Source organism: Halomonas halodenitrificans DSM 735 (assembly GCF_000620045.1).
GTDB classification, from domain to species: domain Bacteria; phylum Pseudomonadota; class Gammaproteobacteria; order Pseudomonadales; family Halomonadaceae; genus Halomonas; species Halomonas halodenitrificans.
This window is the reverse complement of record NZ_JHVH01000019.1, coordinates 44,499-65,193: the sequence shown is the minus strand read 5'-3', so window position 1 is coordinate 65,193 and position 20,695 is coordinate 44,499. Positions and strand designations below refer to the sequence as shown.

Below are 20,695 nucleotides of genomic sequence, written 5' to 3'. Positions count from 1 at the left end.
TCTCCTCATGTAGCAGGCTACACTCCGGCAGCTGCGCTCCGGCGCCGGCCAGCCTATTCTCGCTCGCGACGGAAATTCCACCTTTCCTGACAGCGTAAAAAGCGCCGTCCTTCGGGGCGGCGCTTTCACGTTGCAGGGAGTCAGTAGATCAGCCAGCTCAACACGACGAACCCCAGCAGCAACCAGATAACCGTGGCGACGATGGCGCGGCGGGTCAGGGCGCGGAAGGCCTTCCACAGCATCCACAGGCCCACCACCGGGATCAGCAGGCTGGCGATCGAGGTAGAGATGCCGAGTGAGCCGGCCAGTCCCTGGAGGAAGCCGCGGGCGGAATCGCCGAAGTTGCCGAAGAAGCCGGTCAACAGGTCGACGACGAAACGAATGATCTCGCCGAGGGTGCGGCCGATCCAGGTGAAGAACTCTTCCATGTGCGGGTTCTCTCGTGGTTCGCTAGGGTGCCAAAGGTAGCATGCCGGAGGCGATCATCGTCACCGGCATGCGCCATGCTTCACCCCAGCTGGCTCGAAATCGGCTCGATATCCGACTCTTCGGCGGCGCTGTCCGCCAGGGCGCTACCGGCCTGGTCGTAAACGTGAAAGACGGCACTGGCGCCCAGCTCGCGAATGGGCTCGATCTCCTCGGGAAACTCGACCACGGCGGTGATCCTGCCATTGAAATGGCGTAAGCGTAGTTGCTTGAGGGCGAAGAGGTTGCCGGTATGGTGTGGCATCGACAGCACCACCATGGCAACGTCGGGAGACATCAGCAGCTTGTCCCAGAAATCGGAGTCCATGGCATCGCCTTCGACGATATTGAATCCACGCTCGGCCAGCAATTCGACGCTGGTCGGGTTGCTGTCGATGCCGAGTACACGCAGGCCGTAATGCTTCTGCAGGCGGCGGTAGACGCTGCGACCGATGCGCCCCATGCCCAACACGACCGCCTCGGCATCGCCGACCTCGATGGGGCGGTCGCTGGTGGTGAGCTGGCTCGGGTCGCGCTCGGGCAGGCGTGGCTCGAGCCAGCGGTAGATGCCCTCGCTGACGGCGTTGAGCAACGAGGAGGCGACGAAGCTCAGGGCGACGGCCAGCGAGATGACGATTAGCCAGTTTTCGTCGAACAGGCCCCCGGAGACGGCAATGGCACCGACGATCAGCCCGAACTCTGAGTAGTTGGAGAGGCTCAGGGTGGTCAGAAGCGAGGTGCGATTGCGCATCGGATAGCGCATGAATATCACGAAATAGAGCAGGCTCTTGAGAGGCAGCAGGGCGACCAGCAGCAGCGCCATCAGGACATGGCTGACGTTCGGCATGGCGGTGAGGCCGATGTTCAGGAAGAAGCCGACCAACAGCAGCTCCTTGATATTGAACATCGCCCGCGAAAGATTCCGGGCAGCCGGGTGGGGGGCCAGCAACAGGCCCACGAGCAGCGCGCCGAGGTCCCCCTTGAGGCCCAGCATCTCGAACAGCGTATAGCCCAGCACCAGGGCCAGCAGCATGCCGAACAGGATCTGCATTTCGCCGTGACCCAGGCGGTCCAGCAGCTGGCGCAGCAGCGGTGCCAGCGGAATCAGCAGCACCAGGCCCAGCGCCCATGGGCTCGGCAGCTCGCCGGTGGAAGCGGTGATAAACAGCACGGCGAGGACGTCCTGCATGATCAATACGCCAATGGCCAGTCGCCCATAGGCGGTCTGCGTCTCGCTGCGTTTCTCCAGCGTCTTGATCACGAAGACCGTGCTGGAGAATGACAGGGCGAAGCCCAGCAGCAGCGTATGCCAGTGGCTATCGACCAGCAGCGTCAGGCCAAGCCCCTTGAGCCCCACCAGCAGCCCACAGAACAGCAGTGATGAGCCGATCATGTGCAGGCTGGTGCCGGCCCAGACTTCACGGCGCAGCAGAGTCCGTACGTCGAGCTTCAGGCCAATGGTGAACAGCAGCAGGGTGACGCCGATCTCGGAGATCATGGCGAGGAGGGGAGAGTCGTCGTAGCCTATTGCGTTGAGCACGAAGCCGGCGGAAAGGAAACCGACCAACGGCGGTAAGCGGGTGGCCAGGGCGGCGGCGCCGCCCAGGAAGGCGGCGACAAGAAATGCCGGTTCGATCATGCTCGCTCCGTGTTCGTTAAATCACGCCAGGGCGGTAGTCTACGGAAGACGGTCGAGTAATGGCATGCTTTCCTGGTGTGAGGCCTGGATCGCCTTGCGAGGAGTGGGCCGCTCTGCTGCAATATGGCTTTTTCGTGACGGAGACGCTTGATGAGATTCACACACTGGAAGCCGACCCTGCTGGGCATGCTGCTGGCCCTGGGCCTGGCGGGCTGTGGTAACGGCGATGAGCAGGCGTCCGATGCCGAGACGCCCCAGGCGGCGGAGGAAAGCACCGACGCAGAGGCGCCGGCCACGGCTGAGTCGGAGGGCGAGGCCGCCGAGGAACGGGGCGAGGAAGCGCCCGTGGAAGCGTCAGGAAGCGAAGAGGCCGCGCCTGCCGGCGAGGATACAACCGAGTCGGCCCCGGTCGACGCGGAAGTGTCCGCCGACGCCGATACCCTGGGCGAGTCCCCCGAGGCCACCTTGGAGGGTGAGGCCGCCTTGCCCGGCGAGGCGACCCGCGAGGACGTCGATGCCATCATCGAGGAGAACGAGCGGCGCTTTCAGGAGGCTCAGCAGCGTATCGACGAGCAATTCGAGCAGGCGGAGCAGCAGACGGTGGCGCCCGAGCCCATGGAGGGCGACGATGCCGACAGTGGTGTCGACCTCGACTCCTCCCTCGGCGGTGGTTCCTTGAGCGAAGAGGAAACGACCGACTCGGATATCGACGCCATTATCGAGGAGCAGGAGCGCCGCTTCGAAGAGGCGCAGCGGGAACTGGAGCAGCAGTTCGAGGATATCGAGCGGGAAGTGCCCGAATTCGAGGGCCTCGACACGGAGTCAGTGGGCAGCGAGGCCTCGGCACCCGCGTCTGCAGAGTCCGCCGAGGAGTAGCGCGCGGTGCGTCTGCCTCACCAACAAGAAGGCCCACCCTGGGGTGGGCCTTGCTCGTGGGTCCGGCGCTGCCGTTCCGTCGAGTATACGCTCAGTCTTCGGCGCGGATGTTGGAGGCCTGAAGGCCCTTCTTGCCCTGGGTGACCTCGAAGGTGACCTTCTGGCCATCCTGCAGGGACTTGAAGCCTTCAGCCTGAATCTCGGAGAAGTGCGCGAACAGGTCATCGCCGCCGTCGTCAGGGGAGATGAAGCCGTAGCCCTTGGTGTCGTTGAACCACTTGACAGTGCCAGTTGCCATTTATCGATTTCCTTAACTTACGGATAGTGTTTCCGGCTCGAATGCTCGGTGCACTCTTGCCGCGGTGCCCGACAGGGAGGAGAGGCCTGTGTGACCCCGGCCGCCTGCCAGCGCATCGTTGGCGGTTCCTCGGCCAGGCTTGCGCCCATTGGGTGGCGCAGGGAAACTATGCCGAGCCCGCAGGGTCACTCTAGTTGGAAAGCTCGAGGGCGTCCAGCGCGCTCGTTGCCACCACCCCTACTTCACTCGAGATCCCCATGACTGCCACTTCCCTTCCTTCCCGCGATACTCACAGCATGTTGCTTGGTTACCTGCTCTGGCTGTTCGGCTTCCTGGGCGCCCACCGCTTCTACTACGGCAAGCCGGTGACCGGAACCATCTGGTTCTTTACCCTGGGGTTGCTGGGTATCGGCTGGTTGATCGATCTGTTCCTTATCCCCGCCATGGACCGCCAGGCCGACCTGCGCTTTCGCCCGGGCCCCATCAACTATTCACTGGCCTGGTTGCTGCTGACATTTCTGGGTATCTTCGGGTTGCATCGGTTCTATCAGGGCAAGTGGTTGACCGGCATCCTCTACCTGTTGACCTTCGGGGTGTTCGGGCTGGGCGTGCTCTACGACTTCTGGACGCTTAACGACCAGATCTCGATGCGTCACTCGCAGCGCGCGGCATAGGACCAGGGATGATGCTGGTCGATGCCCAGTTCTGGTCATTTCTGGTGGCCATCACGCTGCTTTCGATCACTCCGGGCGTGGACACCCTGCTGGTGATCCGGAATACCTCCCGTGGCGGGGTGCGTGACGGGGCACTCACGAGCCTGGCGATCTGTTGCGGGCTCTTCGTGCACGCCGCCGTCTCGGCCCTGGGCATCTCACTGATCCTGCTGCAGTCGGCCTGGGCCTTTGGTGTGCTCAAGCTGGCCGGGGCCGTCTATCTGATCTGGCTGGGGCTACAGGCCCTCCTGGCCGCGCGGCGCGGCCAGGGGCTGCCGGTGGCGGGGGTGAACGGCGCGCGCCGTGGTGTGTCTGTCTGGAGGCCTCTGCGCGAGGGACTGCTCTCCAATGTGCTCAACCCCAAGACCGTCGTCTTCTACATGGCCTTTCTGCCGCAGTTTATCGCGCCGGGTGACCCGGCCCTGGTCAAGTCGCTGTTTCTGGCCGGCGTGCACTTCGTGATTGCCAACCTCTGGCAGATCGGGGTGGCGTCCATGGTGGGTGGGGCAGGGCGGCTGCTGGCCAGCCCCGCCTTCGCACGTGGGCTCAACGGGCTGACCGGCATGGTGCTGATCGTCTTCGGCATCCGGCTGGCGCTGGAGCGCCAGCCCTAGCCCGGCTTACGGCTATTGCCGTGCCAGCAGTGAGCTATCGTAGCGGGCCGTCTTCTCCGCCTGGGTCAGCATCGAGACGCCTTCGCTGTTGCCGCCGTTGGCCAGGCTTTCAAAGATGGCGCGATAGGTCAGTACGGCCTGCACGTAGTGGCGCGTCTCGCGAAAGGGAATGCTTTCGACGAAGAGGTCGAAGGGGACGGTGGCGCTGCCTCGCAGCCAGCGGTCCACACGGCCGGGGCCGGCGTTGTAGGCCGCGGTCGCGGCCAGGCGGTTGCCCCGATAGCGTTCCAGCATGTCGCGAATATAGGTACTGCCCAGGCGAATGTTGGTCTGTGGATCGAGGATCCCGTAGGCCCCCGGGTCGGGGATGCCCAGCTGGCGCGCCAACTGGGTCGCGGTGGCGGGCATCAATTGCATCAGCCCACGGGCACCGGCCGGTGACAGGGCCTCGGGGTTGTAGGCGCTCTCGCGTCGAGCGATACCCATCAGCAGATAGGGGTCCACACCGGTCCGGCGACCCCACTCCAGGAAGTCGTCACGATAGGCCTCGGGAAAGCGCCATTCGAGGGCGTCCCAGAGCTGACCGACGATGGTGGTCTGTACCAGCCTGGCGTTCCAGCCGCGCTGGTGGGCGTAATCCCCCAGGGCGCGGGCGTCGTGTGGGCTTGCCCGGCGCACCGCCATGTACCATTCGCTGGCGGCCAGTCCCGGTTCATTGATGCGCAACAGGGCTTCGGTGCGCCTTACCGCCGGCCAGCGTGAGACCCGCTCCCGGTCGGCGGAGTCGACCGGGTTGCGCTCCATATTGAGCGAGTAGTCGCGGCCGAGTCGGTCGGCGGCGGCGAAGCCGTAGAAGCTACGCTCGCCGGCGGCGGCGGCATAGGCGCGCTCGGCGGCGCTCTTGTCGCCGAGCCGTTCCAGGGCCCGGGCCTGCCAATACTGCCAGCGCTCGTCGCGACGGTTTTCGTCCGGCAGGCGCTGGGTCCAGTCGAGTACGCCACGCCAGTCGCGATCGGCCAGGGCCGTGCGCACCCGAAGTTCGAGCAGCTCGGATCGAGAAAATGCCGGCTTGACGGCATGCGGCTCTTCCAGCTTGGGGAGGACGGCGTCGACCCAGGCGCGGTTGGCATCGACGTCGCGTACCAGTGAGTAGAAAATCAGATCGCCTTCGATCGCTCGGCGATATTCGGCGTCGAGGGAGAGTCGGGGGGCGAGCCGGCGCCAGGCTGCCAGCGCTTCTCGCGTGTCGGCGCGCACGTAGCCGTGCAGGGCGGCGGCGAAGAAGGGACCGCTGCCGCGGCACTCGGGACCCATGCAAGCGGGTGCCGCGGTCACCGCGGAAAAGTCCCGCTGAACACGAGCCTGGGCATCGAGAGGGTCCTGCCAGCGGCTGCCGAGCAGGCGACCGAGGTACGCTACCAGGCCGCTTTCGCCGGCCTGCCAGGCGAGCATCTGGCGCTCCCAGACCCGCTGTTCGTCGATCGCGCCGCGGGCGCGCAGGGTGTTGAAGAGGCTGTCGCAGGCCTCGGGCTGGGAGTGGCCGACCCGCCACAGCCGGCGGCCTCCCTCGGCGGCCGTGGCGGGGTCGCGGTCGAGCAGGGCGGTGTAGTAATGACAGCGTCGTGCGGTGTCCTCGGGTTCCCCGTCGGCGATCTCCAGCAGGTCGGCATGGCGCCCGGCATCTCCGTAACGATCGATGGCCTGGCCACGCATCCAGCCGGCGAGGGGAGAGTCGGCATGGCGCTCGATAAAGCTCAGGACTCTCCGAGGCTCGGCATCCGGCAGGCGGTTGCGCAGGCGATGATAGGCCACGTAGCCGGCCAGCTCGTGCCCGGCGATGGCGGCTTCATCGATCTTGTGCCAGTCGCCGGCTCGGGCGGCATGCAAGGCGTCGCGCATGCTGCGATCATCGGCCTGGCCAAGGAGGGGCAGGCAGCACAGGGTGGCAGTGGCGAGAGCACGCCAGGGCACAGGGAAACGCAGCGACATAGGAACCCTCCAGCGTCGGTTCTCGAGTAAAACGACCATCGTCGCCGATGGGGTGGTGTCGGGATAGTGTCGGGATAGTGTCGCCTGTTCATGTCAGCAGCGTCCATGCTGTTGTCGTGCCCATTAATCGCTTATCGTGACATTCTGTTCGTTGAGATCGGCAAGGAGGGTGCTCATGGCAGGCAAGGGCGACAAGCTGAAGACGCGACTACGCGGGCGCTCCAGGGTGATCGGCCAGATCACCCGGGCCCTGAGGCTATTTGTGCCGATGTTGGGGGATGTGTTGCGTGGCCGCTTTCGCCCGGTGCCCTGGACGGCCATCCTGTGGATGCTCGCCGCGCTGGCCTATCTGGTCTCGCCCCTGGATTTGATTCCGGATTTCCTGGTGCTGGTGGGCGTGCTGGATGACGCGGTCATCGTCGGCTGGCTGCTGACCCGGGTGGATACTGCCCTGGGGCCCTATCGCGCCTGGCGGGAAGCGAGCGTTGACGCCGACAAGGATCATGCCGGTGATTTCTGATACGGTCGTTTGATTATCGGATATTCACAACAACATCCCTAGCGAGGCGCTCCATGCACGCCGATTCTCATTCCGCCGCCATCTGGCGGCGAGCCCTGATGCGTTTCGTCAACGTGATACCCCATACGCGTGAGTTGGGGCTGGAGGTGCTCGAGGCCTCGCCGCGACTCGCCCGCCTGCGCCTGCCCTGGCACGATGATCTGCTGGGTGACAGCGAGCGAGGACTGGTCCACGGCGGAGTCTTGACCATGTTGCTGGACACCGCCTGCGGTTCGGCGGTCCTGCCGGCGCTACCGGCGCCGGAAATCTGCCCGACCCTGGACCTGCGCGTTGATCACTTCCGCCCGGCGGTGGCCGGTCAGGACCTGCTGGTGGAGGCGCGCGCCGTGCGTGTCACCGCCTCGGTGGTGTTCACCGAGGGACGAGCCTGGCAGTCGGCCGAAGGCGATGTGGCCCGCGCCGTCGGCAGTTTTGTGCGGCTCGGAGCGCATAATACCCCACCGGAATTTGCCGAGGCGCTATTCGCCGAGGAGGATGACCATGCCTGAAGGCATTCGTGGAGTGGAGGGGCTGTCGGGACCTCGTAACGGTGTCGATCTGTCGGCGTGGCTGGAGTTGATGCCCTACGCCCGACGCATTGGCGTCTCGGCGCTTTCGGACCCCGAGGGCGAAGGCCTGTTGTTTCGCCTCGATCCTCGCCCGGGCAATGTGGGCAATATCATGTTGCCGGCGCTGCATGGCGGGGTGGTGGCGGCCTTCATGGAGACGGCGGCGACGCTTGAGCTGATGCTCGCCACCCGCGAGCCGCGACTGCCGAAGGTTGTCGATGTCTCCGTCGACTATCTGCGCACCGCCCGCCTGGTGCCGACCCATGCTCGCTGTTCGCTGCTGCGCGAGGGGCGGCGCCTGGCCAACGTCACGGTCAGTGCCTGGCAGAAGGAGGAAACCGCGCCGGTGGCTACCGCCAGGCTGCATTTCGTGCTGGGTGATCCCGGCAGCGATCCGGCCTGAGTCACCCCGGGGCTTGAAAAGCCGCACTGCGACCCCATATCGACTGCCAGTTCCGAATCGATGGTTCACCACCGTTGTCATGTCGAAAGGAGGGGTTCACGCCACATGACTACTGCCACGCAACATGAAGAGACCCTTGGCTTCCAGACCGAGGTGAAACAGCTGCTTCACCTGATGATCAACTCCCTGTATTCCAACCGGGAGATCTTCCTGCGCGAGCTGATTTCCAACGCCGCCGACGCCTGCGACAAGCTGCGCTATGCGGCCCTGGACAATGACACGCTCTACGAGGGTGACAGCGAGCTGCGCATCGAGATCGAGCATGATCTCGAGGCGGGTACCGTGACGGTGCGTGATAACGGCATCGGCATGAGTCGTGATGAGGTAATCGAGAACCTCGGCACCATCGCCCGCAGCGGCACCGCCGAGTTTCTCCAGCAGCTTTCCGGCGAACAGCAGAAGGATGCCCGCCTGATCGGCCAGTTCGGCGTCGGCTTCTATTCCGGCTTTATCGTCGCCGACGACATCACCGTGCGAACCCGTAAGGCGGGCACCGGGCAGGATGACGGCGTCGAGTGGCGCTCCAGGGGCGAGGGCGAGTTCACGGTGTCCGACGTCGAGCGTGAGGTCCATGGCACCGAGATCGTGCTGCACCTCAAGGAAGATGCCAAGGAGTTTGCTGACGACTTCCGCCTGCAAAGCCTGGTGCGCAAGTACTCCGATCATATCGAGGTGCCGGTACGCATGCCTCGGGTCGAGAAGGCCCGCGATGAGGAAGACAACGAGATCGAGGGCAGCGAGACCGTTACCTGGGAGACCGTCAACGAGGCTACCGCCCTGTGGGTGCGGCCCAAGAGCGAGCTCACCGATGACGAGTACAAGGCGTTCTACAAGCACGTCTCCCACGACTTCAGCGACCCGTTGACCTGGAGCCACAACAAGGTCGAGGGCAAGCTCGAATATACCAGCCTGCTCTATGTGCCGGGGCGCGCGCCCTTCGATCTCTACGAGCGCGACGGCGCCCGGGGCGTGAAGCTCTACGTTCAGCGCGTCTTCATCATGGACGACGCCGAGCAGTTCCTGCCGCTCTACCTGCGCTTTATCAAGGGTGTGCTCGATACCCGCGACCTGTCTCTCAACGTGTCCCGCGAGCTGCTGCAGCAGGATCCCCAGGTCGAGAAGATCAAGAGTGCCCTGACCAAGCGTTCCCTGGACATGCTCAAGAAGCTGGCCAAGGATCCCGAGGCCTATCAGACCTTCTGGAATACCTTCGGCAGCGTGCTCAAGGAAGGACCGGCGGAAGACCACGGCAACCGCGAGAAGATCGCCGGCCTGCTGCGCTTCTCCACCACCCATACCGACAGCACCACCCAGGACCAGTCCCTCGCCGACTATGTGGGTCGCATGCAGGAGGGGCAGCAGAAGATCTACTATATCGTCGCCGACGGCTTCAACGCGGCGAAGTCCAGCCCGCATCTGGAGATCTTCCGCAAGAAGGGCGTCGAGGTCCTGCTGCTTCACGACCGCATCGACGAGTGGCTGATGAGCCATCTCCATGAGTACGACGGCACGTCCTTCGTCGACGTGGCCAAGGGCGAACTCGACCTCGGCGAGATCGAGGACGAGGAGGAGAAGCAGGCCCAGGAGGAAACCGCCAAGGCCAAGGAGGGCCTGGTCAAGCGGGTCAAGGAGGCGCTGGGCGAGACCGTCCAGGAGGTCAAGGTGACCCACCGGTTGACCGATTCACCGGCCTGTGTGGTGCTTCCCGAGCACGAAATGGGGTTCCAGATGCGGCGCATCATGGAAGCCGCGGGTCAGGCCCTGCCGGAGGTCAAGCCGATCCTCGAGCTCAACCCCGAGCATGCGCTGGTGGCGCGTCTCGAGGGCGTGGAGGGCGAGGCCTTCAGCGACCTGACCCATATCCTGCTCGATCAGGCGATCATCGCCGAGGGGGGGCATCTCGACGACCCTGCCGCCTACGTCAAGCGACTCAATTCCTTGTTGAGTGCTTGATTCCATTATACATTCTGTACCAACCTTCAGGCCGCCTCCGGGCGGCCTGTTGATGTCTGGCACTTGCCTTTTTACCGGTTTGCGTTCAGCGTTACCCGCCTTCAGCTTTTCGTTCGACGGTGCTGCATTTTCTGACCCTCGATAGTCCAAACGGCGGTTGTGCAATGCGGCATTGTCAGGTATGAATAAAAAGACTAACCCATGCACAAATTCGATAACTAAGCGGGAGATCCAACGTGAAGATTGGTGCACCCAGGGAGCTCGCCAAGGGCGAGGCGCGCGTCGCGCTGACCCCTGACAGCGCGAAGTTCATTCAGAAGCTTGGGCACGACTGCCTGATCGAGACCGGCGCCGGCGTGGCCGCCGGCTTCGATGACGAAGCGTATCGCAATGCCGGCGTCACCGTCGTCGAAGCTGCCGATGCGCTCTGGAACGAGGCCGAGGTGGTGATCAAGGTCCGCGAGCCCGAGGAAACGGAGGCCGAGCGCCTGCGCGAGGGACAGACCCTGATCAGCTTCTTCTGGCCGGCCCAGAGCGAGGCGCTGCTCGAGAAGTGTCGTGCCCAGGGCGCCACCGTGGTGGCCATGGACATGGTGCCGCGTATCTCGCGGGCCCAGAAGATGGATGCCCTGTCATCCATGGCCAACATCGCCGGCTACCGCGCGGTGATCGAGGCGGGCAACAACTTCGGGCGCTTCTTCACCGGCCAGGTGACGGCCGCCGGCAAGGTACCGCCGGCCAAGGTGATGGTGATCGGTGCCGGCGTGGCGGGGCTTGCCGCCATCGGTACCGCTACCAGCCTGGGCGCCGTGGTACGCGCCTTCGATGTGCGCCCCGAAGTGGCCGAGCAGATCGAGTCCATGGGCGCCGAGTTCCTGTTCCTCGATTTCGACGAGAGCCAGGATGGTTCCGAGACGGGCGGCTATGCGGCTCCCTCCAGCCCCGAATTCCGCGAGAAGCAGCTCGAGTGCTTCCGCGAACAGGCCCCGGATATCGATATCGTCATCACCACGGCGCTGATTCCCGGCAAGCCGGCGCCCAAGCTGTGGCTGGAAGACATGGTCCAGGCCATGAAGCCGGGCTCGGTGGTTATCGACCTGGCCGCGGAGAAGGGGGGGAACTGTGACCTCACCGTGGCCGACGAACGTGTGGTGAGCGACAACGGCGTGGTGGTGGTCGGCTACACCGATTTTCCGTCGCGCATGGCGACCCAGTCATCGCTGCTTTACGCCAACAACATTCGCCATATGCTGACCGACCTGACCCCCGAGAAGGACGGTCAGATCAACCACGATATGGAGGATGACGTCATCCGTGGTGCCACGGTGGCCCATGCCGGCGAGGTCACCTTCCCGCCGCCGCCGCCCAAGGTCAAGGCGATTGCCGCGGCCAAGCCCAAGCCCAAGGAGAAGGAGCCGACGCCGGAGGAGAAGAAGGCCGCCGAGCTGGCGACCTTCAAGGCCCAGACCAAGCGTCAGGTCACCCTGCTCGGGGTGGGGGGCGCGCTGATGCTGCTGCTCGGTCAGGTGGCGCCGGCTTCCTTCATGCAGCATTTCATCGTCTTCGCGCTGGCCTGCTTCGTCGGCTTCCAGGTGATCTGGGGCGTCAGCCACTCGCTGCATACGCCGCTGATGGCGGTAACCAATGCCATCTCCGGGATCATCATCCTGGGGGCAATACTGCAGATCGGTTCGGGCAGCGGGCTGGTAACGCTGATGGCGGCCATCTCGGTGCTGGTGGCGACTATCAATATCGTGGGTGGCTTCCTGGTGACACGCCGGATGCTGGCCATGTTCCAGAAATCGTGAACCGCGGAGACAACCCATGCTGAGTCAAGGATTCGTGTCTGCCGCGGCGATCGCGGCGAGTGTACTGTTCATCCTCTCCCTGGGGGGGTTGAGCAATCAGGAGAAAGCCAAGCGGGCGGTGTGGTACGGCATCGTCGGCATGGCCGTGGGGGTATTCTTTACCGCCTTCGGGCCGGGTATCGGTGCCTACACCTGGATGATCCCGATGATGGTCATCGGCGCCGGTATCGGTGTCTATGTGGCCAAGAAGGTCGACATGACCGAGATGCCGCAGCTGGTAGCGGCGTTGCACAGCTTCGTCGGTCTGGCCGCGGTGTTTGTCGGCTGGAGCGCCGACCTGGAGCGCCGTCGTGTGCTGGCGGCGCGCGCCATCGAGGCGGGTACCGACCAGTTCTCGGCCTTCGCCGGCCTGGTGGCCACCAAGGCGCCGGACGAGCTGATGTTCCTGCAGGTTGAGGTCGTGCTGGGCGTGTTCATCGGCGCGGTGACCTTCACCGGCTCGATCATCGCCTTCGGCAAGCTGGCCGGCAAGATCGACGGCAAGCCCCGTCAGCTGCCCGGTGGGCACATGCTCAATGCCGGCGCCGCGGTGCTGTCGCTACTGCTCGCCATTCTCTACCTCGGCGGTGCGGGCTTCTGGACCCTGCTGCTGATCGCCGCCCTGGCATTCTTCATCGGCTACCACCTGATCATGGGCATCGGCGGTGCCGACATGCCGGTGGTGGTATCGATGCTCAACAGCTACTCCGGTTGGGCCGCGGCCGCCATCGGCTTCACGCTCTCCAATGATCTGCTGATCGTTACCGGGGCCCTGGTCGGTTCTTCGGGTGCCATCCTCTCGTACATCATGTGCAAGGCGATGAACCGCAACTTCCTCAACGTTATCCTCGGCGGTTTCGGTGGCACTCAGGGACCGGCGGCGGAGATCGAGGGCGAGCAGGTCGCCATCGATGCGGGTGGCGTGGCCAGCGCTCTCAACGATGCCGACAGCGTGATCATCGTGCCGGGCTACGGCATGGCGGTGGCCCAGGCCCAGAACGCGGTCAGCGAGCTGACCCGCAAGCTGCGCGCCTCGGGCAAGAACGTGCGCTTCGGCATCCACCCGGTGGCGGGGCGTTTGCCCGGGCACATGAACGTGCTGCTGGCCGAGGCCAAGGTGCCCTACGATATCGTGCTGGAGATGGACGAGATCAACGATGACTTTCCCGACACCGACGTGGTGATCGTCATCGGCTCCAACGATATCGTCAACCCGGCCGCCGAAGAGGATCCCAACAGCCCCATCGCCGGCATGCCGGTGCTGAAGGTCTGGGAGGCCAAGCAGGTGTTCGTCAGCAAGCGTGGCCAGGGTACCGGCTACTCCGGCATCGAGAACCCGCTGTTCTTCAAGGAGAACACCCGGATGTTCTACGGCGATGCCCGCCAGAGCGTCGACTCGCTGCTGTCGCAGGTCGACTGACGCTCTCTTCGATCTCGGCTCCAGACGGGGCCGTATTCCGGGACGCCCGGGCCGATCACGGTCCGGGCGTCTTTTTCGTTACAATCCCCCTTACATTCATTCATCGCCTTCGGGGTTTATCATGGCAGACGAACGCATGCGGGTGGCGGTGCTGGGGGGTGGCAGTTTCGGCACCGCCCTGGCCAGCATTGCCGCGGACAACGGTGCCGAGGTGCGTCAGTGGCTGCGCGACCCGGCGCTGGCCGAGCAGATCAACCGGGAACACGTCAACGGCCGCTACCTGCCCGACTATGTCATCAATTCGGCGGTAGTGGCCTCCACCGAGATGGTTGATGTCCTGCCGGGCGCCGGCCTGGTGCTGGTGGCGATCCCCTCCAAGGCATTCGGCGAGGTGGTGCGACAGGCACGCACGCATCTGAGCCCCGATCAGATCCTGGTCAGCACCACCAAGGGGATCCAGGAAGCGGGTTTCAAGCTGATGAGCCAGATCCTCGAGGAGGAGACCGGCTTCCCGCATATCGGCGTGATCTCGGGGCCCAACCTCGCCTCCGAGGTGGCCGACAAGCAGCTCACCGCCACGGTGATCGCCAGCGACGACCCCGAGACCCGCACCCGGGTCCAGACGGCACTGGGCTGCGACTACTTCCGGGTCTATGCCAGCAATGACCGCTATGGCGTGGAGCTCGGCGGGGCGCTGAAGAATCTCTATGCCATCGTCGCCGGCATGGCCGCGGCCCTGGGCATGGGCGAGAACACCCGCAGCATGCTGATGACCCGGGCGCTGGCCGAGATGAGCCGCTTCGCCGTGGCCCTGGGCGCCAACCCCATGACCTTCCTGGGGCTGGCCGGGGTCGGGGACCTGATCGTCACCTGTTCGTCGCGGCTGTCACGCAACTATCGCGTCGGGTATGCCCTGGGTGAGGGGCGCAGCCTGGACGAGGCGGTCGAGGCCCTGGGGCAGGTAGCCGAAGGGGTCAACAGCGTGCGCCTGGTGCGCGACAAGGCGTGTGACGAAGGCATCTACATGCCGCTGGCCGAGGGGCTCTATCAGGTGCTGTTCAAGGGGGTGCCGGCCGATGAGATGGCGCGGCTGCTGATGCTGGGCGAGCAGAGCAGCGACGTTGAATTCGTGCTGGCACGCGAGGACGTGCAGCGAGCGCATCGCGAGCAGGGCGGTGACAGGGGCAAGGACCATGACTGAGCGGCTGCTGATCATGCGCCATGGCGAGGCGGACCCTGGACGTCCCGACGCCGAGCGGGAGCTGACACGCCATGGCCAACAGCAGGTGCGGCGCATGGCGGCCTGGCTGGCCGGCCGCGATGACCTGAGCGGCCTGCGCCTGCTGGCCAGCCCCTATCGGCGCGCCCAGCAGACCGCCGCCCTGGTTGCCGAGGCACTGGGCGGTGCCGAGATCGGCATCGAGGTTGAGACGCTGGGCTGCATCACCCCCGACGACTCGCCCCAGGCGGTGGCCGACTGGCTGATCGAGCAGCCACCGGGATGTTCGCTGATGCTGGTCAGCCATATGCCGCTGGTGGGCGCAGTGGCCGGGCTGCTGGTGGAGGGGCGCGAGGATAGGGGCCTCGGCTTTCCCACGGCGGCGGTAGCCGAGCTCGAGGCCGATGTCTGGGCGGCGGGATGCGCGCGGCTGGCGCGGTTTATCCCCCCGGCGGAGCTTGGCTGAGCGGGAACGGCGCTAGATCAGCCCGGCCATCTGCAGGCCGAAGGCTCCCAGGGTGATGGTCACGCTGGCCATCAGCGTGGTCAGGGCAATGATATTGGCGGTAAGCACGGCGTTGCCGCCCATGGCCCTGGCCATCACGAAGGCCGCCGCCGCGGTGGGGCTCGAGAAGAAGAGAAACATCACGCCCAGCTCACGCCCCTCGAAGCCGGCCAGCCAGGCCGCACCGGTCGCCAGCATCGGAATCACCACCATCTTCATCAGGCTGGCGCTCAGCGCCACGGCCCCGGACGCCCGCAGGGCGCCGAAGGAAAGGCTGGCGCCGATGCAGATCAGCGCCAGCGGCAGGGTCAGGGAGGCGAAGTAATCGCCGGTGGTGATCAGCCAGCCGGGCAAGGGTGGTTCCGCCACGGCCACCGGCAGTGCCGCCACCACGGCCAGGATCAACGGGTTGCGCACGATGTTCGCGAGGATGTCGCGCCAGTCGACCCGAGCCTCGTCGCGGTAGCTCGCCAGGGCGACGACGGAGAAGATGTTGTAGGTCAGGATCACCACGCCGAGCAGCAGGCCCCCGGCGGAGAGGCCGTAGTCGCCGTACATGCCCGCCGCCAGGGCCAGCCCGACGATGCCGACATTGCCGCGAAAGGCGCTCTGGATATAGCTGCCGCGATCATTCCGGGGAATGCGCAGCTCCGCCCAGCCCCAGGCAAGGAGGAAGCTGCCCAGGGTAGCCAGGGCGAAGACCCCGAGCAGCCGCGGGTTGAGGGTGGCTTCCAGGTCGGCACGGATGATGCTGAGAAACACCAGCGTGGGCAGAGTGGCCTTGAACACCAGCTGAGAGGCGGTGGTGACGAAGGCCGCATCGATCCAGCGGACGCGTTTGAGGCCCAGGCCGATAAAGACCATGGTGAAGACCGGCAGGGTGACCTCCAGGGTGGCCTGGAAGATCGCCAGGGCCTCCATCAGCGTACCAACCAGAAGCCGACCAGCATGGCGGCGATCACGGTAGCGAAGAAGATTCGATTACGCAGGCGAGTATCGCGGGGCTTGCGAGCAGACACACTGACTCCATCAGGGTAAGAGACGACTTGGCGAAACATGGTAATCCCGTTAGCCTGCTATCACCAGGCGCGCGACTCGCGCCGTGCTCGTAACTGGATCAGGAAACGCTGATGACGCCCGCCGATACCGATCATTCCACGCTGCTGTTCGCCCACGCCAACGGGTTTCCCGGCGCCAGCTACCGCAGCTTCCTGGCGCCCCTGGGTGAGCGTTTCATGCTGCGTCCGCTGGACCGCCTCGGCCATCATGCCGACTTCCCGGTGGGACACAACTGGCTGGCGCTGCGTGATGAGCTGCTGTATTCCCTGGAGGGACTCGAGGCGCCGGTGATCGGCGTAGGGCACTCCATGGGGGGAGTGCTGATGGCCATGGCCGCCGAGGCGGCGCCGGAGCGTTTCCAGTGCGTGGTGATGCTCGACCCGCCGTTGATGCTGGGCCTCGATGCCTGGGGAATGAAGGCCGCCAAGTGGCTGGGCATGGCGGATCGCGTCACCCCCGCCGGCAAGAGTCTGGGGCGGCGTACCACCTGGCCGGATCGTCAGGCGATGCACCACTATCTGCGCCGCCGGGGATTGTTTCGTCGCTTTACCGACCAGGCCCTGGAGGACTACGTCGAAGGCGGTACCCGCCTGCTCGACGACGGCCAGGCCGTGCTGGTCTATGACCCCGATATCGAGGTGGAGATCTTCCGTCATCTGCCCGACCACCTGGGGGATCTACCGCGGCGGCTGCGCGTTCCCCATGCGGTGGTGGCCGGCGAAGATTCCGATCTCCTGACCCCCGCTCGCTGCAGGCGCATCAGGCGCCACGGCATTCCCCTCAGCGTGGTACCGGGCACGCACATGTTCCCCATGGAGCATCCCGATGAGGCGCGTCAGGGCCTTCTGGCGGTGCTGGATGAGTTGCTGGGAGAACCATCATGACGTCGCCACAGGCCCTGAGCCTGGCCGAGGGGCGCCTTTCGGGGCTGGCCTGGGGCGAGGCAGGGGCCCCGCTCTGGCTGGCGCTTCACGGCTGGCTCGATAATGCCGCCAGCTTCTCGCGCCTGGCCCCCATGCTGACCAGACGGCTGGGGGTACGAATTGTCGCCATCGACTTCGCCGGCCATGGCCACTCGCGCCATACGCCCGGTGACTATGCCATCTGGGACTACGCCGACGATGTGCTCGATGCGTCGGACTCGCTGGGAAGCACTCGGCCGACGCTGTTGGCGCACTCCATGGGGGCCGGGGTGGCGTGTCTGCTGGCCTCCGCCCTGCCGGAACGGGTCGCGCGGCTGGCGCTGATCGATGGACTGGGGGCGGTGACCACGCCTGCCACCGAGGCACCGCGGCAGCTGCGCCGAGGGCTGCTGGGCCACCGCCGCTCGCCTTCTCTGCCGGCGCGCTATGCTGACGAAGAGACGGCCGTGGTGGCGCGAGTCCGGGGAGGGGCGACGCCGGTTGACGCCGAGACCATCCGCCCCGTGGTGGCCCGCAACCTGGGGGCATTCGGGGACGGGGCGTTGGGATGGCGCACCGATCCCTATCTGATGCGCCCCTCACCGGTGCGACTGACACCCGAGCAGGTGGTGGCCTGTCTCGCCGAGATTGAGTGTCCGGCGCTGCTGGTCGAAGGGCAGACGGGTATCCTCGGCGAAGGCGAGCCCGCCCGCCGGGCGCGCGCGGCACTAGCGGGGCTCGAGCGTCGGGTACTGCCGGGGGGCCACCACCTGCACCTGGAACCCGAAGCGATGCCGGCGGTGGCCGAGACCATCGGCGGCTGGGCCGAGGGCAATACGCAGCCGTCAGGTAAGCGAGGAGACGCAAGCGCATGAGTGACAGAACGGTCGCCGGTGGCGAGGGGAAGCGTGTGGCGTTGATCCTGGGCAGCGGTGGGGCACGGGGTTATGCGCATATCGGGGTGATCGAGGAAATCGAGCGGCGCGGCTACGAGGTCGTCTCGATTTCCGGTTGCTCCATGGGGGCGCTGGTGGGCGGCGTCTATGCTGCCGGTCAGCTCTCCGCCTATCGTGACTGGGTGTGTCGTCTCGACTACTTCGATGTACTGCGGCTGGTGGACGTCAGCTGGAGTGCCATGGGCGCCATGAAGGCCAACAAGGTGATGGGCAAGCTGGAGAGCCTGGTGGGGGACGTTCACATCGAGGATCTGGCGATCCCGGTGACCACCGTTGCCACCGACATGACGCGCCAGCGTGAAGTCTGGTTCCAGGGCGGGCCGCTGCTCGAGGCGATTCGCGCCTCCATCGCCGTTCCCGGGGTGATCACGCCCGTATGCCGGGGGAATCAGGTGCTGGTCGACGGCGGCCTGCTCAATCCGTTGCCGATCATTCCTTCCGTCTCGGCCGACGCCGACCTGGTGGTGGCGGTCAACGTGACGGCCCATAGCCCGCGTCCGGTGACCCTGGAAGAGCTGTTGCCCCCCGAGGCCGCTCGCCGGGAGCGTGAGGCCGCTCGCAGTGCCTCGGGCAACGAGTTCAGTGCCTGGATCGATGAGGTGAAAAGCGCCGCGAGCCGTTGGATCGATGGCCTGGGGGGCAGCAGCGGGGAAGAGGGGGACGACGATCAGAGTGAGGTGAGCAGCCGTCGTCGCCAGTGGGGGCGCCTGGATATGGTGCTCGCTTCCTTCGATATTACCCAGGCGGCGCTGGCCAAGTACAAGGTGGCGGGCTACCCACCGGATGTGCTGATCGAGGTACCCAAGACGGTATGTGGCGCCTATGAATTCCACCGTGCCGAAGCGTTGATTACCCTGGGCCGCCAGCTGGCGGTGGAGGCGCTTGATCGCTATGAGGCGCCAAGCCATCCGGGGTGGAGCGAGCGTGGCATCATCGTCGGCCCGCGGCTGCCGGATGAGACACCATCCGTCGAATAGCGGCCCTCAAGGCCCGCGGTGACGACGCAGCAGTACGTAGACGGCGCCGGTACCGCCCTCGGCGTCCACGGCGGAGCAGAATGCCAGCACCCCGGGCCACTCGCGCAGCCAGGCATTGACGTGGCTCTTGAGCACCGGATAGTTGCCGTCCGCCCCCCAGGCCTTGCCATGCACCACCAGCAGACAGCGGCGTTGTTCCACGGCGGCATCGCGCAGAAAGCCTTCCAGCTGCTCGCGCGCCTCCTCCAGGGTATAGCCGTGCAGGTCCAGGCCCGCCTCCCAGGTCATGTCGCCGCGCTTGAGACGGCTGCGGGTGCGCCAGGGCAGGTCGGGCAGGGCAAAATCGAGATACTCCGAGGGACGCACCGCCTCAACGCGACCGTCCGAGGTGCGCCCGCTGGTGGCGTCGTCGCCCGCCGCCTGGGCCGCTGCTCGCCGTGCCGCGGCGGATGCCGCCTCTCGGCGCGGGCGGCCGGGGTCGGCGCGATTACGCTCGATGGGTTTGACGCCGGCCTGCTGCAGGGCCTGACGGAAGGCGCTGACCTCGTCATCGTCGGGGCGGTGGCGGTTTTGGTTCATGGGGCAGGGCTCATGGGCGCTGTCGGTTGGTTGGCCTGGGAACGACCAGTATACCCGGCATGGCGTGGCTGTGAACCGGCGGAGCGGGTTACAATCATTGACCCTTATTTCACGACGTTCAGGTGCCCCCTTGGCCGATCAGCACGCCCCGCGCGCGACCTCCACTCTGACACTCACCGACGACCGGCTCGCCGCCGAACTCCTCAGCCTGCGCGACTGCCTGCGCTGGGCGGCGAGCGAGTTTCATCTGGCCGGGCTGTTTCATGGCCATGGCAGTGATTCGCCCTGGGACGAGGCGGTGGCCCTGACCCTGGGGGCGCTGCATCTGCCCTGGAACACCGACCCGGCGGTGCTCGATGCCCGGCTACTCCCCATGGAACGCGAGCGGGTCGTGGCCCTGGTGCGCGAGCGTATCACCGGTCGGCGGCCGCTGCCCTATCTGCTGGGTGAGGCGTGGTTCGCCGAGCTGCCCTTCGACGTCGACGAACGGGTGCTGATCCCACGCTCGCCCATCGCCGAACTGGTGGAAACGGGCTTCGGCGCCTGGTTCCCCGAGGAGCCGCCGCAGCGGGTGCTCGACCTGTGTGCCGGCTCCGGTTGCATCGGCATCGCCACGGCGCTCTATCTGCCCACCAGCGAGGTGGAACTCGCCGATATCAGCCAGGAGGCGCTGGCGGTGGCCCGCCAGAACATCAGTCGTCACGATGTCGGCGAACGAGTGAGGGCGATGGCCTCGGATCTGTTCGACGGGCTATCCGGCCGCTACGATCTGATCGTCTCCAATCCGCCCTATGTCGACGCCCGTGACCTGGCCACCATGCCCGCCGAGTTCCGCCACGAGCCCGCCCTGGCACTGGGGGCGGGTGACGATGGCCTGGATATCGTGCGCCGCATTCTGCGTGAGGCCCGCAAGCACCTCACCGACCGCGGCGTGCTGATCGTCGAGGTGGGCAACTCCGACCACCATCTGGAGGCCGCCTTCCCGGAAGTGCCCTTCCTGTGGATCGATTTCGAGCGTGGCGGCCAGGGGGTATTCGCCCTGACCGCCGATGAACTCGACGCCCATGCGGCGTCCTTCGCCTGATTTCACCGG

Annotated in this window: 21 protein-coding genes; 15 read left to right on the top strand and 6 right to left on the bottom strand. The window is 65.7% G+C overall.

The window, feature by feature from the left end:
* Positions 1-140 precede the first annotated feature (140 nt).
* Together Q358_RS0110060 and Q358_RS0110055 are read right to left on the bottom strand one after the other, a co-directional pair.
* On the bottom strand, positions 141-428 hold the full coding sequence (locus tag Q358_RS0110060) for a hypothetical protein (RefSeq protein ID WP_027961918.1): 288 nt from the start codon (positions 426-428) through the stop codon (positions 141-143).
* An 80-nt stretch (positions 429-508) separates the two neighbouring features.
* The gene (locus tag Q358_RS0110055) at positions 509-2,104 is read right to left on the bottom strand and encodes a cation:proton antiporter family protein (RefSeq protein ID WP_211248324.1); all 1,596 of its coding nucleotides are present in this window, start codon (positions 2,102-2,104) and stop codon (positions 509-511) included.
* A 150-nt stretch (positions 2,105-2,254) separates the two neighbouring features.
* Here Q358_RS0110055 and Q358_RS17125 point away from each other — a divergent pair, with 150 nt between their 5' ends.
* Entirely contained in the window at positions 2,255-2,980 is a 726-nt protein-coding gene (locus tag Q358_RS17125) for a hypothetical protein (RefSeq protein WP_051530295.1), read from the top strand.
* Between the two features lie 91 nt (positions 2,981-3,071).
* Here Q358_RS17125 and Q358_RS0110045 read toward each other — a convergent pair whose 3' ends face one another.
* Positions 3,072-3,278: a cold-shock protein gene (locus Q358_RS0110045; protein WP_027961916.1), complete on the bottom strand. Its 207-nt coding sequence runs from the start codon at positions 3,276-3,278 to the stop codon at positions 3,072-3,074.
* Positions 3,279-3,535: 257 nt separating this feature from the next.
* Here Q358_RS0110045 and Q358_RS0110040 point away from each other — a divergent pair, with 257 nt between their 5' ends.
* Positions 3,536-3,952: an NINE protein gene (locus Q358_RS0110040; RefSeq protein WP_027961915.1), complete on the top strand. Its 417-nt coding sequence runs from the start codon at positions 3,536-3,538 to the stop codon at positions 3,950-3,952.
* A gap of 11 nt (positions 3,953-3,963) precedes the next feature.
* Entirely contained in the window at positions 3,964-4,605 is a 642-nt protein-coding gene (locus tag Q358_RS0110035; protein WP_027961914.1) for a LysE family translocator, read from the top strand.
* 12 nt (positions 4,606-4,617) lie between these two features.
* Here the strand turns inward: Q358_RS0110035 and Q358_RS0110030 are convergent, their stop codons facing one another.
* A complete protein-coding gene (locus tag Q358_RS0110030; RefSeq protein ID WP_027961913.1) occupies positions 4,618-6,594 on the bottom strand; it encodes a transglycosylase SLT domain-containing protein in 1,977 nt (658 codons plus the stop codon).
* A 175-nt stretch (positions 6,595-6,769) separates the two neighbouring features.
* Here Q358_RS0110030 and Q358_RS17120 point away from each other — a divergent pair, with 175 nt between their 5' ends.
* From Q358_RS17120 to sixA, 8 genes are all read left to right on the top strand, one after another.
* Positions 6,770-7,114: a YkvA family protein gene (locus Q358_RS17120; protein WP_043488066.1), complete on the top strand. Its 345-nt coding sequence runs from the start codon at positions 6,770-6,772 to the stop codon at positions 7,112-7,114.
* Between the two features lie 53 nt (positions 7,115-7,167).
* Positions 7,168-7,662 carry a PaaI family thioesterase gene (locus Q358_RS0110020; protein WP_027961911.1) on the top strand — a complete coding sequence of 165 codons (495 nt, stop codon included), beginning with the start codon at positions 7,168-7,170 and terminating at the stop codon, positions 7,660-7,662.
* Positions 7,655-8,125: a PaaI family thioesterase gene (locus Q358_RS0110015; protein WP_051530294.1), complete on the top strand. Its 471-nt coding sequence runs from the start codon at positions 7,655-7,657 to the stop codon at positions 8,123-8,125. The genes Q358_RS0110020 and Q358_RS0110015 overlap by 8 nt, the downstream gene beginning before the upstream one ends.
* A gap of 105 nt (positions 8,126-8,230) precedes the next feature.
* The gene (htpG, locus tag Q358_RS0110010) at positions 8,231-10,138 is read left to right on the top strand and encodes a molecular chaperone HtpG (RefSeq protein ID WP_027961909.1); all 1,908 of its coding nucleotides are present in this window, start codon (positions 8,231-8,233) and stop codon (positions 10,136-10,138) included.
* Positions 10,139-10,374: 236 nt separating this feature from the next.
* Positions 10,375-11,946 carry a Re/Si-specific NAD(P)(+) transhydrogenase subunit alpha gene (locus tag Q358_RS0110005; RefSeq protein ID WP_027961908.1) on the top strand — a complete coding sequence of 524 codons (1,572 nt, stop codon included), beginning with the start codon at positions 10,375-10,377 and terminating at the stop codon, positions 11,944-11,946.
* 16 nt (positions 11,947-11,962) lie between these two features.
* Positions 11,963-13,405, top strand: a complete 1,443-nt coding sequence (locus tag Q358_RS0110000) for an NAD(P)(+) transhydrogenase (Re/Si-specific) subunit beta (RefSeq protein ID WP_027961907.1) — start codon at positions 11,963-11,965, stop codon at positions 13,403-13,405.
* 121 nt (positions 13,406-13,526) lie between these two features.
* Positions 13,527-14,606: an NAD(P)H-dependent glycerol-3-phosphate dehydrogenase gene (locus Q358_RS0109995; RefSeq protein ID WP_027961906.1), complete on the top strand. Its 1,080-nt coding sequence runs from the start codon at positions 13,527-13,529 to the stop codon at positions 14,604-14,606.
* The gene (gene sixA / locus Q358_RS0109990) at positions 14,599-15,090 is read left to right on the top strand and encodes a phosphohistidine phosphatase SixA (RefSeq protein ID WP_027961905.1); all 492 of its coding nucleotides are present in this window, start codon (positions 14,599-14,601) and stop codon (positions 15,088-15,090) included. Before Q358_RS0109995 ends, sixA begins: the two co-directional genes overlap by 8 nt.
* Before the next feature lie 12 nt (positions 15,091-15,102).
* On the opposite strand, the gene Q358_RS0109985 is transcribed toward sixA, so the two are convergent.
* Positions 15,103-16,050, bottom strand: coding sequence for an AEC family transporter (locus Q358_RS0109985; RefSeq protein WP_027961904.1), 948 nt, complete (start codon positions 16,048-16,050; stop codon positions 15,103-15,105).
* 209 nt (positions 16,051-16,259) lie between these two features.
* On the opposite strand from Q358_RS0109985, the gene Q358_RS0109975 reads away from it, so the two are divergent.
* Genes Q358_RS0109975 through Q358_RS0109965 form a run of 3 tightly spaced genes read left to right on the top strand, consistent with a single transcriptional unit; the run spans position 16,260 to position 19,023 of the window.
* Positions 16,260-17,072, top strand: a complete 813-nt coding sequence (locus Q358_RS0109975) for an alpha/beta fold hydrolase (protein WP_027961903.1) — start codon at positions 16,260-16,262, stop codon at positions 17,070-17,072.
* Positions 17,069-17,965, top strand: coding sequence for an alpha/beta fold hydrolase (locus tag Q358_RS17115; RefSeq protein WP_051530293.1), 897 nt, complete (start codon positions 17,069-17,071; stop codon positions 17,963-17,965). The genes Q358_RS0109975 and Q358_RS17115 overlap by 4 nt, the downstream gene beginning before the upstream one ends.
* The gene (locus Q358_RS0109965; RefSeq protein WP_027961902.1) at positions 17,962-19,023 is read left to right on the top strand and encodes a patatin-like phospholipase family protein; all 1,062 of its coding nucleotides are present in this window, start codon (positions 17,962-17,964) and stop codon (positions 19,021-19,023) included. Before Q358_RS17115 ends, Q358_RS0109965 begins: the two co-directional genes overlap by 4 nt.
* Positions 19,024-19,029: 6 nt before the next feature.
* Here Q358_RS0109965 and Q358_RS0109960 read toward each other — a convergent pair whose 3' ends face one another.
* Positions 19,030-19,602, bottom strand: coding sequence for a Smr/MutS family protein (locus tag Q358_RS0109960; protein WP_027961901.1), 573 nt, complete (start codon positions 19,600-19,602; stop codon positions 19,030-19,032).
* Between the two features lie 130 nt (positions 19,603-19,732).
* Between Q358_RS0109960 and prmB the strand changes: the two genes are divergently transcribed.
* A complete protein-coding gene (gene prmB / locus Q358_RS0109955; RefSeq protein ID WP_027961900.1) occupies positions 19,733-20,686 on the top strand; it encodes a 50S ribosomal protein L3 N(5)-glutamine methyltransferase in 954 nt (317 codons plus the stop codon).
* The last annotated feature ends 9 nt before the right edge of the window (positions 20,687-20,695 follow it).